The organism is Streptomyces sp. NPDC006552, assembly GCF_040611655.1.
Taxonomy (GTDB): domain Bacteria; phylum Actinomycetota; class Actinomycetes; order Streptomycetales; family Streptomycetaceae; genus Streptomyces.
The window spans coordinates 42386-56820 of sequence record NZ_JBEXOS010000028.1 but is presented as its reverse complement, the minus strand read 5'-3'; the positions used below and the strand labels follow the sequence as shown (position 1 = coordinate 56820).

General features: G+C 75.6%; 15 protein-coding genes. 7 read left to right on the top strand and 8 right to left on the bottom strand.

What is annotated here, in order from left to right; genetic code table 11:
* Positions 1-7: 7 nt before the first annotated feature.
* Positions 8-1180, bottom strand: a complete 1173-nt coding sequence (locus tag ABZY33_RS18050; protein ID WP_356492566.1) for an NAD(P)/FAD-dependent oxidoreductase — start codon at positions 1178-1180, stop codon at positions 8-10.
* Positions 1181-1368: 188 nt separating this feature from the next.
* On the opposite strand from ABZY33_RS18050, the gene ABZY33_RS18045 reads away from it, so the two are divergent.
* Positions 1369-1818 (top strand): DoxX family protein, encoded by a 450-nt coding sequence (locus ABZY33_RS18045; protein ID WP_356492565.1) that lies wholly within the window; start codon positions 1369-1371, stop codon positions 1816-1818.
* The gene (locus tag ABZY33_RS18040) at positions 1818-2255 is read left to right on the top strand and encodes a Zn-ribbon domain-containing OB-fold protein (protein ID WP_356492564.1); all 438 of its coding nucleotides are present in this window, start codon (positions 1818-1820) and stop codon (positions 2253-2255) included. The genes ABZY33_RS18045 and ABZY33_RS18040 overlap by 1 nt, the downstream gene beginning before the upstream one ends.
* 21 nt (positions 2256-2276) lie before the next feature.
* Here ABZY33_RS18040 and ABZY33_RS18035 read toward each other — a convergent pair whose 3' ends face one another.
* Complete coding sequence (locus tag ABZY33_RS18035; protein WP_356492563.1) at positions 2277-2933, bottom strand: pyridoxal 5'-phosphate synthase; 657 nt, start codon at positions 2931-2933, stop codon at positions 2277-2279.
* Positions 2934-3002: 69 nt separating this feature from the next.
* Positions 3003-4172, bottom strand: coding sequence for an acetyl-CoA acetyltransferase (locus ABZY33_RS18030; protein ID WP_356492562.1), 1170 nt, complete (start codon positions 4170-4172; stop codon positions 3003-3005).
* A 103-nt stretch (positions 4173-4275) separates the two neighbouring features.
* On the opposite strand from ABZY33_RS18030, the gene ABZY33_RS18025 reads away from it, so the two are divergent.
* Together ABZY33_RS18025 and ABZY33_RS18020 are read left to right on the top strand one after the other, a co-directional pair.
* Positions 4276-5472, top strand: a complete 1197-nt coding sequence (locus tag ABZY33_RS18025; protein WP_356492561.1) for an acyl-CoA dehydrogenase family protein — start codon at positions 4276-4278, stop codon at positions 5470-5472.
* The gene (locus tag ABZY33_RS18020) at positions 5472-5948 is read left to right on the top strand and encodes a nitroreductase family deazaflavin-dependent oxidoreductase (RefSeq protein WP_356492560.1); all 477 of its coding nucleotides are present in this window, start codon (positions 5472-5474) and stop codon (positions 5946-5948) included. The genes ABZY33_RS18025 and ABZY33_RS18020 overlap by 1 nt, the downstream gene beginning before the upstream one ends.
* Positions 5949-6040: 92 nt before the next feature.
* Here ABZY33_RS18020 and ABZY33_RS18015 read toward each other — a convergent pair whose 3' ends face one another.
* A complete protein-coding gene (locus tag ABZY33_RS18015) occupies positions 6041-6688 on the bottom strand; it encodes a TetR family transcriptional regulator (protein ID WP_356492559.1) in 648 nt (215 codons plus the stop codon).
* 206 nt (positions 6689-6894) lie between these two features.
* On the opposite strand from ABZY33_RS18015, the gene ABZY33_RS18010 reads away from it, so the two are divergent.
* Complete coding sequence (locus ABZY33_RS18010; protein ID WP_356492558.1) at positions 6895-7647, top strand: VOC family protein; 753 nt, start codon at positions 6895-6897, stop codon at positions 7645-7647.
* A 194-nt stretch (positions 7648-7841) separates the two neighbouring features.
* Positions 7842-10196 (top strand): PQQ-binding-like beta-propeller repeat protein, encoded by a 2355-nt coding sequence (locus ABZY33_RS18005; RefSeq protein WP_356492557.1) that lies wholly within the window; start codon positions 7842-7844, stop codon positions 10194-10196.
* A 22-nt stretch (positions 10197-10218) separates the two neighbouring features.
* Here ABZY33_RS18005 and ABZY33_RS18000 read toward each other — a convergent pair whose 3' ends face one another.
* The gene (locus ABZY33_RS18000; RefSeq protein ID WP_356492556.1) at positions 10219-11217 is read right to left on the bottom strand and encodes a hypothetical protein; all 999 of its coding nucleotides are present in this window, start codon (positions 11215-11217) and stop codon (positions 10219-10221) included.
* 97 nt (positions 11218-11314) lie between these two features.
* Between ABZY33_RS18000 and ABZY33_RS17995 the strand changes: the two genes are divergently transcribed.
* Positions 11315-11917 (top strand): hypothetical protein, encoded by a 603-nt coding sequence (locus ABZY33_RS17995; RefSeq protein WP_356492598.1) that lies wholly within the window; start codon positions 11315-11317, stop codon positions 11915-11917.
* A 6-nt stretch (positions 11918-11923) separates the two neighbouring features.
* On the opposite strand, the gene ABZY33_RS17990 is transcribed toward ABZY33_RS17995, so the two are convergent.
* The 3 genes from ABZY33_RS17990 to ABZY33_RS17980 form a co-directional block, all read right to left on the bottom strand.
* On the bottom strand, positions 11924-12697 hold the full coding sequence (locus ABZY33_RS17990; RefSeq protein WP_356492555.1) for an enoyl-CoA hydratase/isomerase family protein: 774 nt from the start codon (positions 12695-12697) through the stop codon (positions 11924-11926).
* Positions 12694-13152: an OB-fold domain-containing protein gene (locus ABZY33_RS17985; protein ID WP_356492554.1), complete on the bottom strand. Its 459-nt coding sequence runs from the start codon at positions 13150-13152 to the stop codon at positions 12694-12696. The genes ABZY33_RS17990 and ABZY33_RS17985 overlap by 4 nt, the downstream gene beginning before the upstream one ends.
* Before the next feature lie 74 nt (positions 13153-13226).
* Complete coding sequence (locus ABZY33_RS17980; protein ID WP_356492597.1) at positions 13227-14402, bottom strand: lipid-transfer protein; 1176 nt, start codon at positions 14400-14402, stop codon at positions 13227-13229.
* Positions 14403-14435 lie beyond the last annotated feature (33 nt).

Below are 14435 nucleotides of genomic sequence, written 5' to 3'. Positions count from 1 at the left end.
GGCCCGCTCAGAGGGACTTGGCCAGGGCCCGGCCGATCCGGTCCGCGTCCAGGGCGAGTTCGCGCAGCATGCCGCTGATCGGATTCGTGTAGCCCGAGAAGTACAGGCCCGGCGCGGCCGGCAGGGTGCGGGCGCCGTGCGGGCGGGGGCGGCCGGTCGCGGGGTCCAGGACGCCGAGGTGGCCCACCAGCGGCTCAAGGCCCCGGCGGTAGCCGGTCGCCGCGACCACGGTGTCCGGGGTGAGGCGGGCGCCGTCCGCGAGGACGGCCTCGGCGCCGTCGAAGGACGCGACGGCCGCGACGGGCTCGATCCGGCCGGAGCGCACCGCGGCGACGAGCCCGGCGTCCTGCACGGGGATGGCGCCCGCGCGGGCCCGCGAGTACAGCCCGGTGTCCGGGCGCGGCAGCCCGTGCTCCGAGAGGTCCGGCACGCTGAGCCGGCCCAGCGGGACGGCCAGCCGGTCGACGAGCCGCACCGGCAGCCGGCGGCAGAGGATGCCGGTGCGCTGGGCCGGCCAGCCCAGCGTGGAGCGGCGCACGATGTGCGGCGCCGTGCGCACCGCGAGCCGCACGCGCGCGGCGCCGCCCTCGACGAGGTCGACGGCGATCTCCGCCCCGGTGTTGCCGGCGCCGACGACCAGGACGTCCTGGCCGGCGTAGGGGGCGGCGTCGCGGTACGCACTCGCGTGCAGCAGCCGCCCGGTGTACGAGGAGGCGCCCGGCCAGTCGGGCAGGTACGGGGTGTGGTTGTAACCGGTGGCGACGACGACCGCGGCGGCCGTCAGCTCGCGTCCGCCGGTGGCCCGCAGCACCCAGCCGGCGCCGTCCGGGGCGCGGTCGACGCGGGTGACCTCGACGCCGGTGACCACTTCCAGGTCGTGGAAAGCGGCGTACTTCTCCAGGTAGCGCACCACGTCCTCGCGGGCCACCCAGCGGCCGAACCGGCGCGGCATCGGCAGGCCGGGCAGGGCCGAGAGGCGGCGGGTGGTGTGCAGACGCAGCCGGTCGTAGTGGCCGTGCCAGGCGGCGCCGACCCGGTCGGACTTCTCCAGGACGACGGCCCGCACGCCGTGGTCCTTCAGGCGTGCGGCCGCCGCGAGTCCGCCGGGGCCGCCGCCGATGACGTACACGGGCGGGCGTTCGTGGCTGCGGGGGGCCGGTGAGGAGATCGGGGCGGTCATGTGCGGGAGCGTAATCGCGCGCTTACTTGATGGGTCTCGGTCAAGGCCGGAATCGGTTGCGAATTGATCACGGCTGTCCGTGCGGGGCGTTTTCGGTGTGCGGACTCTTGCGCGGGTGGCGGCCGGTGCGCTGAACTGACGTACCGTCAGAAACGCGGGACGCAACCGATCACGGACGGCGGGAGCGCATGGACGCGGTGGTTCTCAACGGCGCCGAATGGTTCGCCGTGCTGCGGATCGGGCTCGGCCTGTGGTGGCTGGAGAGCTGGCGGCACAAGGACAAGAAGGGCTGGTTCGAGCGCGGCACCGGCATCGCGTGGGCCGCGGACGTCGCCGCGAACCACCGCTGGGCGGCCGTGCGCGGCGGCTTCGACGCCGTCGTCCGGCCCCGGCCGACGACCATGTCCTACCTCGTCGTGTACGCCGAACTCGCCCTGGGGCTCGGCCTCGTGCTCGGGCTCCTGACCCCGGTCGCGCTCGTCGGCGGGCTGCTGCTCAACGTCCTGTACTTCACGCTGATGATCCACGACTGGGCCGAGCAGGGGCAGAACGCGATGATGGGGCTCATCTCCCTGGTCGCACTCTTCGCGATGGCCTGGCAGACCTGGTCCCTCGACCACGTGATCGGCCTGTTCTGATGGCCGCCGACAGCGCCGCCGGACGCTTCGACGTCCCCGAGCCCGACGCCTTCAGCCGGACCTACTGGGACGCGGCCGCCGAGGGACGGCTGCTGCTGCGCGGGTGCGCGGCCTGCGGACGGGCGCACCACTACCCGCGCGAGTTCTGCCCCTACTGCTGGAGCGCGGACCCGGACACCGTCTCGTGGCAGGTCGCCGGCGGGCGGGCCGTGCTCTACACGTGGTCCGTCGTGCACCGCAACGACCTGCCCCCGTTCGGCGAGCGCGCCCCGTACGTCGCCGCCGTCGTCGACCTCGCGGAGGGGCCGCGGATGATGACGGAGATCGTGGACTGCGCGGCGCGGGCGCTGCGGCCCGGGATGGAGCTGCGCGTCGCCTTCCGGCCCGGCGGGGGCGGGTTCACCGTGCCGGTCTTCCGGCCCGCCGACCGCGCCTGAGCCGGGCCGGCCCGGGTCCGCTCAGGGCCACAGCAGCTGCTTCGCCCAGCCGTCCGGGCGGCGCGTGTAGGTGAGCCGGACGTGCCGGCGGCGCGCGTCGCCCTGGAAGAACTCGACCTCCCGCGGCTCCAGTTCGTACACCGTCCACGACGGCACGGCGGCGTCCGGCTCGCACCGCGCCCGCTCCCAGGCCGCCTCGGAGGCGCGGACCAGGGTGTCGTAGGAGGCCAGCGGCTCGCTCTGGTGGCCGGTGAGCGCGGCGGCGAGCGCCCCTGTCGAGCGGGCGTGCAGGTCGGCGTGGGCGGCCTCGGCGGGGGCGGTGCGGACCGGGCCGCGCAGCCGGACCTGCCGGCCCTGGACGGGCCAGTAGAAGCCGAGCGCCGCGAACGGACGGGCGGCGAGCTGGCGGCCCTTCGCGCTGCCCGCGTGCGAGGCGAAGTGCAGGGACCGGTCGTCGGCGCCGTGCAGCATCACCGTCCGCACGTCGGCGTGGCCCGCTTCGTCCGTGGTCGCCAGCGACGGGGTGTGCGGCTCGCGCTGCCCGGCCGCCACCGCCGCCGCGAACCACTGCGTGAAGAGCGGCAGCGGGGCGGCGGGCGCGGCCTCGGGGTCGAAGGCGGGCAGCTCGGTGTCCCACACACGCAGGGAGCGCAGCAGGGTGTCCAGGTCTGTTTCCATGGGGCGATTGTCGCGGGCCCGCCGCCGGGACCGGACGCGGCCGCGCGGGGCGGGCGCGACGGCGGGCGCTCAGTCGCGGCCCAGCACGACCGTGCCCGAGGAGCAGAACCAGCCGCCCGTGCCGGAGGCGACCGCGAGCGCGGGCGGCGAGCCGTCCGGCCGGTACACCTGGTGCCCGCCCGCCTCCCCGCGCAGCTGCCGCACCGCCTCCACCAGCAGGAAGAGCCCGCGCATGCCGGGGTGCTGGGCGGAGAGGCCGCCGCCGTCGGTGTTCGTCGGCAGCGCGCCGTCGTGCCGCAGCCGCCCCTTTCCGACGAACGCGCCACCCTCGCCCTTGGCGCAGAACCCGAGGTCCTCCAGCGTCACCAGCGTCATGTACGTGAACGCGTCGTAGATCTCGGCGATGTCGATCTCGTCCGGGCCGACCCCGGCCCGCTCGAAGGCGGACCGCCCGCTGACCGCGGCCGGGGAGAGCGTGAAGTCGTCCCACTGCGACATCGTCGTGTGCGAGACGTACGTGCCCGAGCCGAGCAGCCAGACGGGCCGCCCCGCGCAGTCCGGCACCAGGTCCTCGGCGACGATGAGCACGGCGGCGCCGCCGTCGGAGCGCAGGCAGCAGTGCAGCCGGGTGAACGGGTCGGCGATCACCGGCCCGGCCAGGACGTCGTCGACGCCGATCGGGTCGCGGAACATCGCCTCCGGATTGCGCGCCGCGTTCGCCCGCGCCGCCACCGCCACCTGGGCGAGCTGGTCGAGCGTGGTGCCGTACTCGTGCATGTGGCGCCGGGCCGCCATCGCGTACTTGGCGATGAGCGTGTGCCCGTAGGGGACCTCGTACTGCAACGGGCCGCGCGCGCCGAACGACAGGTTCGCCGTGCGCCGCCCGGCCCGGATGTCGGCGCGGGCCGTCGAGCCGTAGACCAGCAGGACGGCGCGGGCGTGCCCGGCGGCGACGGCGTCCGCCGCGTGCGCCGCCATCACCTCCCACGTGGCACCGCCGACCGCGGTCGAGTCGACCCAGCGGGGCCGCAGCCCGAGGTACTCGGCGACCTCGGCCGGGGCGAGCGTCCCGAGGCCCGCGCTGGCGAACCCGTCGACGCTCTGCGGGCCGAGCCCGGCGTCGGCGAGGGCGCGGCGCGCGGCCTGCGCGTGCAGGGCGTAGGGGGTGGCGTCGTCGATGCGGCCGCAGTCGGAGAGGGCGACGCCCGTGATGGCGGCCTTGCGGTGGGGGCCAGACATGGATCTGACGGTACATCAGTTCTGGTGTGCCGTAACGGGTGTTGCGGGCCTGGGCATCCGCGGCCCGCGGCCTTAACATGACGACCCGTCAGGAAGGGGCCCCATGGACGACGCCAGGTTCACCGAGGAGCAGCGGGAGATCCGCCGCACCCTGCGCGCACTCACCGCCGAACGCTGCACCCCGGACGACGTCAAGGCCGCGGCCCGCACCCCGAGCGGCCACGACGCCGCCCTGTGGCACACCCTCGGCCGGGAACTGGGACTGCCCGGCCTCACCCTGCCCGAGGCCCGCGGCGGCGTCGGCGCGGGCCCGGCCGAAGCGGCCCTGGCCGCCGAGGAGCTGGGCCGCGCCCTCGCCCCCACCCCGCTCTTCGCCACCAGCGCCCTCGCCGCCCCGCTGCTCCAGGCGCTCGGCACCGAGGAGCAGCAGGCGGCGCTGGTGCCGCGGATCGCCGACGGGAGCCTGACCGCGACCCTCGCCGTCCCCGGCGCCGGGCTCGCCACCGCCCTCGGACTCACCGCCGACAACACGGGCGACTGGGCCGGCGGCGGCCGGGCGGGCGGCGTGCAGGCCACCCGGACCGCGGCCGGCTGGCAGCTGTACGGGCAGGCCGGGCAGGTCCTCGACGGGCACAGCGCGGAGCTGCTGCTCGTCGCCGCGCACACCGGCGGCTTCGCCCGCTCCCGGACTCTGCTCTTCCTCGTCCGCGCCGGCGCCCCCGGCCTCGCCCGCACCCGGCAGACCTCCCTCGACTCGACCCGGCCCCAGGCCCGGGTCGAACTCCGCGACGTGGCGGCCGCATTGCTCGGCGAGGAAGACGCCGACGTGGCGGGCGCGCTCGCCGCCACCGGTGACACCGCCGCCACGCTGCTCGCCGCGGAGGCCGTCGGCGCCGCCGGCCGGGCCCTGGAGCGGACGGTCGAGCACGTCAGGCAGCGCGAGCAGTTCGGCCGCCCCATCGGCTCCTTCCAGGCGGTCAAGCACCGGCTCGCCGACGTGTACGCAGGGGTGCAGGCGGCGCGCTCGGCCGCGTACTACGCCGCCTGGGCCGCGAGCCGCCACGACGGCGAGCGGGCCGGCGGGCTCGCCCTCGCCCAGGGCCTCGAAGCGCTGCGCACGGCCGCCGCCGAGGCCGTGCAGCTGCACGGCGGCACCGGCTTCACCTGGGAGCACGACGCCCACCTCTACCTGAAGCGGGCCACCGGCGACGAGCTGCTCTTCGGCCCCGTCCACCTGCTGCGGGCCCGCGCGGCGCAGGCCGCCGAGCTGTTCGGGCGGGCCGGGGCGGTGAGCGCCTGATGGTCGCGCCCGGCGTCCGGCTCGTCCAGAAAATCTCCTCGACCCGCGCCTTCGCCCGCGCCGCCCCCTACGTCGTCCCGGCCTTCGACCGGGCCGTGCACCGGCTGACCCGCGGCAAGGTGCTGCCCAGCGCGCGGATGCTGCCCGGCGCCGTCCTCGGCGTGCGCGGCGCGCGGACCGGGACCGTGCGGCGGACCCCGCTCGCCTGCCTGCCCGAGGAGGAGCGGGGGACCTGGCTGCTGATCGGGTCGAACTTCGGGCGGCCCGGCCACCCCGCGTGGACGGCGAACCTGCTCGCCCACCCGGACGCGGTGATCAGCCTGCGGGGCCAGGACGTGCCGGTACGGGCCCGGCTGCTCGGCTCCGCGGAACGGGCCGAGGCATGGGCGGCCGCGCTGGCGTTCTGGCCGCCGTACGCGGCGTACCAGGCACGGGTGGACCGGGAGATCAGAGTGTTCCGCCTCGAACGGCGCTGAGGCGCGGAGGAACGGCAACGGCGGCGGCTCACGAGGAACTCGCGAGCCGCCGCCGCACGACAGGACCAGGAACGCAAAAGGCGGGCAGACGCCTACTTCGTCGGCTTCTTGCCGGTGACGCCGAGATGCACCAACAGGGCCAGATTCGGTTTGAGTTCGGCCTGCTTGACGCCCCAGGTCTGGAAGCCGCGCTGGTGCGAGGCGACCGCCGCGAGCATCGCCACCAGGGATCCGGCCACCGCCGCGGGGCTCACGTCCTTGTCGACCTTGCCCTTGTCCTGCAACCCCTTGACCGCGTCCGCAAGGGAGTTGTTCACCGAGTTCAGGATCTTCATACGGAGCTTGTAGAACCGCTTGTCACCCTCGGCGGCGCCCAGGTCGACCACGCGCAGGATCGCGTCGTTGCGGCGCCAGAACTCCAGGAACCCGTCCACGAGTTCCTGCGCCGTGGCCCAGCCGGCCTTGCCGACCCAGGAGCGCCCGGCGACCAGATCGGTCAACGCGGCCCCCTCGGCGGCCATTTGCTCGGCGATCTCCAGAACGGCGCCCTCGACGTCCGGGAAGTACTGGTAGAAGGTCGCCGGCGACGTGCCTGCCTTGCGGGCCACATCGATGACTTTGACGTCCCGATAAGGCGAGGAGCTGAGCATCTCGCCGAGGCAGTCGAGCAGCTTCTGACGTGTTGCCTGACCACGCCGTCCGGCCACACGGCCGTCGACGGTACGCACTTGTCCTGTCATGCCGTCAGCTTACCGAGGGGTGATCGGAGCGCGATCTGACCGACTGCAAATGGGGTTGGGCCCCGGTGGGCGGGGTCCGCGGCCGCGGCGCGCCCAGGCCACGGGAAGGCCCCGCCGCCGGACAAAACCGGGGGCCGGGGGCCACAATCCGGCCAGAGGCACGGAGCGGAACCACCGGGCCCGCATCCCGTGGCTAGCGTTGTTTCATGTACCCGGACTTTCCCGAAGGCGCCCCGTGCTGGGCCGACGTCCGGCTGCCCGACGTCGAGGCGGGCAAGCGCTTCTACGGCGACCTCTTCGGGTGGACCTTCGACGAGGGCGCGGGCGCCGAGCGCGGCTTCTACACCGGGGCCTACGCCGCGGACCTGGCCGTCGCCGCCCTCGCCCCCGGCGGCCCCGGCTGGACCGTGTACTTCGCGGTACGGGACGCCTACACCGCGGCCGGCCGGGTCGTCGCGGCCGGCGGCCACCTCGTGTCCGGGCCGGTCTCGGACGGCGCCGTGGCCACCGTCGCCCTCGCCGCGGGCCCCGACAGCGCGGTGTTCGGGCTCTGGCAGGCCGGCAGCCACCAGGGCTTCGAGCGGACCGGGGCGCCGGGCGCCCTCTGCCGCGCCGAGCTGCGGACCCCGGACCCGGCGCTCAGCGACGCCTTCTATCCGCGGGTCTTCGGGTACCCGGCGCCGCGCCCCGGCGGCGGTACCCCGCCCGGCCCGCGGATATGGCGCCGGGGCGGCCCGGCGGGGGCCGGACCCGGGGCGCCGGAGGTGAGCCGCCGGCCGCTCCGCGGGGGGCACGCCCGCTTCCTGCCCCACCTCGGCTCGGCCGACCTCGCCGCCACCTGCGCCGAGGCGGTCCGGCTCGGCGGGCGCGTCCGGGCGGCGCCGCACCCCACCCCGTACGGTCCGGTCGCGGTCCTCGGCGACGACCAGGGCGCGGTCTTCGCCGTGTGCGCCGCCTGAACCCGGCTCCGGCGCGCCCCTGGAGGCCCGGGACACCCCGATTTGCCCCCAGGTTCGCCACCAGCGCCTCGGACAGGAAGAATCAGGGTGCGTGCCGCCGTAGCGCTGCGGTGGTGAGACGCTGACGGGGGCCGTATGTGCGAGGGGCCGGGAAACCCGGGGATTCCGGCATCGCACGGGGAGGTGGCAGGCAAGTGATGGATCAGCTGACGCAGCACGATCCGAGGAGGATCGGCCCGTTCGAGGTCCTGGGGCGGCTCGGCGCGGGCGGCATGGGTCTGGTCTATCTGGCCCGCTCGGCCTCCGGCCGCCGCGTGGCGATCAAGACGGTCCGCACCGAACTCGCCGAGGACCAGCTGTTCCGGGTGCGCTTCACGCGCGAGGTCGAGGCGGCCCGGGCGGTGTCCGGCTTCTACACCGCCGCCGTCGTCGACGCCGACCCGCGCGCCGCCGTCCCCTGGCTCGCCACCGCGTACGTGCCGGCGCCCTCCCTCGAAGAGATAGTGAACGAGTGCGGGCCGCTGCCCGCCCAGGCCGTGCGCTGGCTGGCGGCCGGCGTCGCCGAGGCGCTCCAGTCCATCCACGGCGCGGGCCTGGTCCACCGCGACCTCAAGCCGTCGAACGTGCTGGTGGTCGAGGACGGGCCGCGCGTCATCGACTTCGGCATCGCGTCCGGCGTCTCCAACACCCGCCTGACCATGACGAACGTGGCGGTCGGCACCCCCGCGTACATGTCGCCCGAGCAGGCGAAGGACTCGCGCAGCGTCACCGGCGCCTCCGACGTCTTCTCGCTCGGCTCGATGCTCGTCTTCGCCGCCACCGGGCACGCGCCCTTCCATGGCGCCAACCCCGTCGAGACGGTCTTCATGCTGCTGCGCGAAGGCCCCGACCTGGAGGGGCTCCCCGCCGAGCTGCGGCCGCTCATCGAGTCGTGCATGCAGATGGACACGGCCCGGCGTCCCTCGCCGGCCGATCTCCAGGCCCAGCTCGCCCCGCACCTCTTCGGCCCCGGCAGCGACGACAGCGGGACGGCGTCGGCGTGGCTGCCCGAGCGGTCCGTCGCGCTGATCGAGGCGCGCCGCGGGGTACGTACCGTCGCCAAGCCCGCCGCCGCCCGCACCCCGGGCCACGGCGCCCGGGTACCCGCCATGCCCGCGCAGCCGCCCGGCCCGCTCTCCTTCGACGGGCCGCGCCCCGCGCCGGCCCTGGCGGGCCCCGGCACCGACGGGCCGGTCCACCTGGCCGGGGCCCGGGTGCCGATCGGCCCGGGGCCGCGGGTCGCCGACGCGCGCGCCGCCGCGGTGAAGGCGCCGCCCGCGGAGTCCGGCCTCGTCGCCTCCTGGACCCGGGCCCGGACCACCGGGGCCGCGCGGGGCGCCGCGCCGGACCCGGTCGTGCCGCCGCCCGCCCCGGCCGAGGGCGCGGCGTGGCGGCCCTGGCGGTTCCGGATGTCGAACGACGTGTGGGGCACGCCCAAGGTCGCGGGCGACCTCGTGTACGTCACGTCCTTCGAGGTCCACGCACTGGACGTGGCCACGGGGCGGCGCCGCTTCAAGACACGGGACGTCGCGTGGGCCATGGACGTGACCGACGGTCGCATCCACGCCTCCGACGGCCCGACCCTGTGGGCGCTCGACGCCCGCGAGGGCGGCGATCTGTGGCGCCTGGGCACCGACGCCTGGGTGTACGCGCTGCGGGCCGACCGCGGCACCGTCGTCACCGCCACCCGCGGCGGCGGCGTCCAGGCCCGCGAGGCCGTCACCGGCGACCTGCTGTGGGAGATCACCGGGTGCCAGACCGACTTCGAGGCGCCCGAGGCGGGCCCCGTCGTCCACGACGGCACCGTCTTCGTGTGGCAGGACGCCCGGCTGCGCGCCCTGGAGGCCCGCACGGGCGAGGAACGCTGGTCGTACCCGATCGGCGACGCCGCGTCCTGCGGCGGCGTCCCGGTCCGCCTCACCCCGGCCGCCGACGGCTACGTGTACGTCGCGGCCGGCACCCGGGTGCTCGCCCTCGACACCGGTTCCGGGCACGTGCGCTGGCACTTCGAGGCGCCCGCGGTCTTCCTCTCGCCGCCCGCCTTCGCCCCCGGCCCCGCGGTGGCCGGCGGCGGCATCTACCTCGCCGACCACCTCGGCACGGTCTACGCGCTCGACGCGACGGACGGCCGGGACCGCTGGCGCATCGCGACGGAGGCGCGGCCCGCCTCGACCGACCCGGTGCTGGTGGCGCACGGCCATGTGCACGTCGGCAGCGGCCAGGGCCTGTACACCCTGGACGCCGTGGCGGGCACCCCGAAGTGGCGGTTCCAGGCGGGTGGGGAGATCGTCGGCTCGCCGGTGGTCGCCGACGGCCGGGTGCACTTCGGCTCGACCGACCACCTGCTGTACACGCTGAAGGCGGACGACGGCCGGCTGCGCTGGAAGCTCGCGACCGGCGGCGAGATCACCGGTACCCCGGTGGTGCGGGACGGGGTGGTGTACGCGTGCAGCAAGGACCGGTGCGTGTACGCGCTGGACGCGGAGAAGGGGACGGGGACCAGCCGGTAGCGGCCCCGCCCCCGCCGCACCGTCAGGCGGGCCCGCCCCGTTCGTCCCGCCGGGGGCTGCCGGAGCTTACGGTGCTGCCCCCGGCGGGGCCGGCGCCGTCCGGGTCGTCGGCCCCCGCGTCCGGGTGGCCGTTCCCCCAGGTGGGGGGCGTCTCCGGCGGCGGGCCGGGGTCCGTGCCGTCGCCCGGGCCCGCCCAGCTCTGCTGCTGCCCCGCAGCCGTGCCCTGCGGGCGGCCGTAGGCCGGGATCTCCTGCGTCTCCCCGGCTGCGGCCGCACCACCGGCCGGGCCGGGGTAGGGAGCCGGTGCGGTACGGGGCTGGCCAGCCGGGGTGGGGTCCGTGGCCGGGGCCGCGTAGAGGGGGCCCGTGAGGGTGGGCGGGCCGTCGTAGGGGTCGGCCGCCGGGGGCGGCGGGGTGTTCCAGGTGACCGGCTGCTGCCGGTCCTGGCCGGTGGTGTCCCAGGCCGCGGGCTCGCCGTGACCGGCCTCCGTGCCGGTCTCCTGCCACGGGCCCGGCTGCCCGGCCGCGCCGGTGGCGTACGGCCCGGGGTCGTCGCGCCGGCTCTCGTCATAGGCCCGCGGGTCGTCCCTGCGGTACCGGCTCCGGCCGTGGCCGGACATGACCAGCGCGGCCACGAGCAGCAGCAGCCCGCCGCCGAGCGAGGCCGCGACCCCGTCGCCGACACCGCGCCCGTCGGCGGTGAGGACCAGCTCGCCCTCGGCCTGGGCCACCCGCACCATCCACAGCACCGTGCCGGCCAGCACCACGACCCCGGTCAGGGCGACCAGCAGCCGGGACCGGAGCACCAGGCCCAGCAGGGCGAGCAGCGCGAGGATCACGAAGGGCAGGAACAGGGAGCCGAACAGCTCGGCGCGGGTGCCCGTGATCCCGCCGCGCGAGAACAGGTCCCCGAGCCGGTAGTCACGGCCGTGCCGGCTGTCGTACCAGAGGCGGAAGGGGCTCCAGACGACGGCCGCCGCCCCGACGAGAGCCAGGACCGATCCGACGATGTTGCGCAGCATCAGGCCTCCTCGGTCTCGGTTCCGACGCTACGCCGGGTGGGTCGGGGGTGCCACGCGGCCATGGGCGGGACGCCCACGGGGTAGGGTCCCGGGCGTGATGAAACGGGGAATGAAGCTGACGGCGGTAGCGGCGATGGTGGTGCTGGCCCTGACGGGGTTCTCCACCGGACGGGGGCATTCGCGGGGGCACCACAGCAGCAGCGGGGGAGGCGGCGGGTGCAGCAGCTCCTCGCAGAACCACGGCAGTTCGTCGAACTCGTCGACTTCCGGCGGAAGTTACGGCTCGTCGGGCTCGACCGGCTCGACCGGGTCCACGTACGACGACGATGACGACGACCGGTACGGCAGCGGCACCGGCGGCAGTAGCTACAACCGGCGGCCCGGGTACCGGTCCACGCCGACGTCGTCCGCGTCCGGCAGCGGCCGCACCGCGCAGGAGGGCACCGCGCGCCTGATCACCTGCGCCGGCGCGGGCCGGCCCTACGCCACCGTCGAGGTGCGCAACCCGAACGCCCGGCGCGTCCGGTTCGCCGTGCACGTCACCTTCACCGACGCCTCCGGCGCCACCGTGAAGGACACGTACCACGAGGTCAAGGCGGGCGCGAAGGACAAGGTCACCGTGCGGGTGCCGGTGGGCAGCGCCGACCGGGCCGCACGGGTGGAGCACTGCGCGGTCGACCGGGACGCCACCGTGGTGTGACCGCGCTCAGCGCACGCGGTAGCCGCCCGGGGTCCGGGCGGCGAACAGCTCCGCCTGGCCGGCGGGGGGCAGGTTGCCGAGGGCGATCAGGTGCGGGGCCTGGGCGAAGGCATGGGCGCGGGCGGCCTCCGTGGCCGCCCACACCGCCCGCACCGTGCCCTGCACCGCCGCCGCCGGATACCCGGCGATCGTGCGGGCACAGCGCAGCGCCGCCGCCAACGCCTCGCCGGGCGGGGTGACTTCACTGACCAGGCCCGTCTCCAGGGCCCGCCGCGCCGACATCCGCTCCGCCGATCCGAGCAGCGCGAGCCGCGCCACGTCGCCGGGCGGCATGCGCTGCGCCAGGTACACCGACTCGTACGCGCTGACCATGCCGTACGTGGTGTGCGGGTCGAAGAACGTGGCCGTCTCGTCCGCGACCACGAACTCCGCCTCGCCCAGCAGGTAGAACGCCCCGCCGCAGGCCATGCCGCGCACGGCGGCGATCACCGGCTTCCACAGGTCGTTGGCCTTGGGGCCGATCGTGAGGAGCGGGTCATCCGCCGAGAAGGGCGAGTCCGGCTGCGGGACGTCGGTGGCGCGGTCGACGCCCGTGCAGAACGCGCGGTCGCCGGCGCCGGTCAGCACGATCGCCCGCACCCGGTCGTCGAAGCGGAACTCCCTCCAGGCCGCCGCCAGTTCGCGGGCCGTGGGCGCGTCGATGGCGTTGTGCCGGTGCGGGCGGTCCAGGGTGACCACGGCGACCCCGGCCGCCGTGTCGGTCTCGGTGCGCAGGGTCACGGCCGCTCCAGGACCCAGCGGGGCAGGGTGACGTCGCCGACCCGCGCGAAGACGGCCTGGACCCGCGCGCCGATACGGATGCGGGCGGGGTCGACCGAGTCGAGACGGGCGTCGGCGGCCGCGACCAGGTTGCCGACGAGGCGGATGCGGGGGGCCTCCGCGAGTTCGACGACGATCGCGTTGTACGGGGCCTGCGCAGCGTAGGCCGGGAGCAGCGGCGGGTGCGGGACGACGTAGGACCAGATCCTGCCGCGCCCGCTCATCCTGCGCCACGCGCTGTCGAAGGAGTGGCAGTGCGGGCAGCAGGGGCGGGGCGGGAAGCGGAGTTCCGCGCATGCGGGGTTCGCGCAGGTCTGGATGCGGAGTTCGCCCCGGGCGGCGTAGGCCCAGAAGGGGGCGCCGTCGTCGTCGGCGGTGGGGGTGAGCAGGGGGGCTGTCTCCGTCGCGTCTGCCATGTTCGGTCCTTCGTCGGGTGCGGCTCTCGTCGTGGCTCGTCGCGCAGTTCCCCGCGCCCCTTGCGGGGCGCTGTCTAGGCCGTTGTCAGGAGTACTGCCGAGGTCGGCACGCCCTCGCCCGCCGTCACCAGGCAGGTGCGGGCGCCGGGGACCTGGGCCGTGCTCGTGCCGCGTAGTTGCCTGACGCCCTCGGTGATGAGGTTGAAGCCGTGGACGTACGCCTCGGAGAGGCCGCCGCCCCCGGTGTTGAGCGGCAGCCGGCCGCCGGTCTCCAGGGCGCCGCCCTCGGTGAACGCGCCGCCCTCGCCGCGCCCGCAGAAGCCGTAGCCCTCCAGGGAGAGCGGGATGAGCGGGGTGAACGCGTCGTAGATCTGCGCGACATCGACGTCCTCGGGGGTGAGGTCGGCGTGTTTCCACAGGTGCCGGGCGGCCGTCCAGGCGGGGCCGGTCAGCGGGTCGTCGTTCCAGTAATTGACCATGCCGTGGTGCTGGGCGGGCAGGCCCTGCGCGGCCGCGTGCACGTAGACCGGCTTCCGGCGGCAGTCGCGGGCCCGTTCGGCGGAGACGACGACGCAGGCCAGCGCGCCGTCGGTCTCCAGGCAGTTGTCGAAGAGGCAGAGCGGTTCGCTGATCCAGCGGGCCGTCATATACATGTCCCGGGTCAGGGGGCGCTCGTACATCATCGCGGCCGGGTTCTGGTTGGCCCGGTTGCGGCAGGCGAGGGCGACGTTGAAGAGGTGGTCGCGGGTGGCGCCGTACTCGTGCATGTAGCGGCGGGCCAGCAGGCCGATCTCGTCAGCGGGCCGCAGCAGGCCGAAGGGGCGGGTCCACTGCGCGGGCGTGGGGAGCTGGACGGCGGTGTCGCGCCACGGGCGCGGGCCGCTGCCCCGCTTGCGGGAGCGCCAGGCGACGCCGACGGTGGCCTGGCCGGTGGTGATCGCGGCGGCGAGGTGGGCGAGGGTCGCGCAGGAACCGCCGCCGCCGTAGCCGACCCTGCTGAAGTAGGTGACGTCGCCCGCGCCGATGGACTTGGCGATCTCCACCTCGTCCGTCTCCTCCATCGTGTAGGAGACGAAGGCGTCGACCTCGGCGGGGGCGATGCCCGCGTCGTCGAGCGCGGCGAGGACCGCCCGGCACGCCAAGGTCTTCTCGGACTCGGGGAGTTGCTTCGCGAAAGCGGTCTGGCCGATGCCGACGACGGCCGTCGTGTCCTTGATCCCCACCGTGATCCCGCTCGCCGCGTGCGCCATGGCCACCCCCGCCTGCTTCCGCGTGTGCTGACA

Excerpts from the sequence above, each read along its gene's own strand:
- ABZY33_RS18015 (WP_356492559.1), bottom strand. The coding sequence starts at position 6,688 with ATGACAGGACAAGTGCGTACCGTCGACGGCCGTGTGGCCGGACGGCGT.
- ABZY33_RS18020 (WP_356492560.1), top strand. The coding sequence starts at position 5,472 with ATGGTCGCGCCCGGCGTCCGGCTCGTCCAGAAAATCTCCTCGACCCGC.
- ABZY33_RS18030 (WP_356492562.1), bottom strand. The coding sequence starts at position 4,172 with ATGTCTGGCCCCCACCGCAAGGCCGCCATCACGGGCGTCGCCCTCTCC.
- ABZY33_RS18040 (WP_356492564.1), top strand. The coding sequence starts at position 1,818 with ATGGCCGCCGACAGCGCCGCCGGACGCTTCGACGTCCCCGAGCCCGAC.
- ABZY33_RS18000 (WP_356492556.1), bottom strand. The coding sequence starts at position 11,217 with ATGCTGCGCAACATCGTCGGATCGGTCCTGGCTCTCGTCGGGGCGGCG.
- ABZY33_RS18050 (WP_356492566.1), bottom strand. The coding sequence starts at position 1,180 with ATGACCGCCCCGATCTCCTCACCGGCCCCCCGCAGCCACGAACGCCCG.
- ABZY33_RS17995 (WP_356492598.1), top strand. The coding sequence starts at position 11,315 with ATGAAACGGGGAATGAAGCTGACGGCGGTAGCGGCGATGGTGGTGCTG.
- ABZY33_RS18035 (WP_356492563.1), bottom strand. The coding sequence starts at position 2,933 with ATGGAAACAGACCTGGACACCCTGCTGCGCTCCCTGCGTGTGTGGGAC.
- ABZY33_RS18045 (WP_356492565.1), top strand. The coding sequence starts at position 1,369 with ATGGACGCGGTGGTTCTCAACGGCGCCGAATGGTTCGCCGTGCTGCGG.
- ABZY33_RS18010 (WP_356492558.1), top strand. The coding sequence starts at position 6,895 with ATGTACCCGGACTTTCCCGAAGGCGCCCCGTGCTGGGCCGACGTCCGG.
- ABZY33_RS17985 (WP_356492554.1), bottom strand. The coding sequence starts at position 13,152 with ATGGCAGACGCGACGGAGACAGCCCCCCTGCTCACCCCCACCGCCGAC.
- ABZY33_RS17980 (WP_356492597.1), bottom strand. The coding sequence starts at position 14,402 with ATGGCGCACGCGGCGAGCGGGATCACGGTGGGGATCAAGGACACGACG.
- ABZY33_RS18025 (WP_356492561.1), top strand. The coding sequence starts at position 4,276 with ATGGACGACGCCAGGTTCACCGAGGAGCAGCGGGAGATCCGCCGCACC.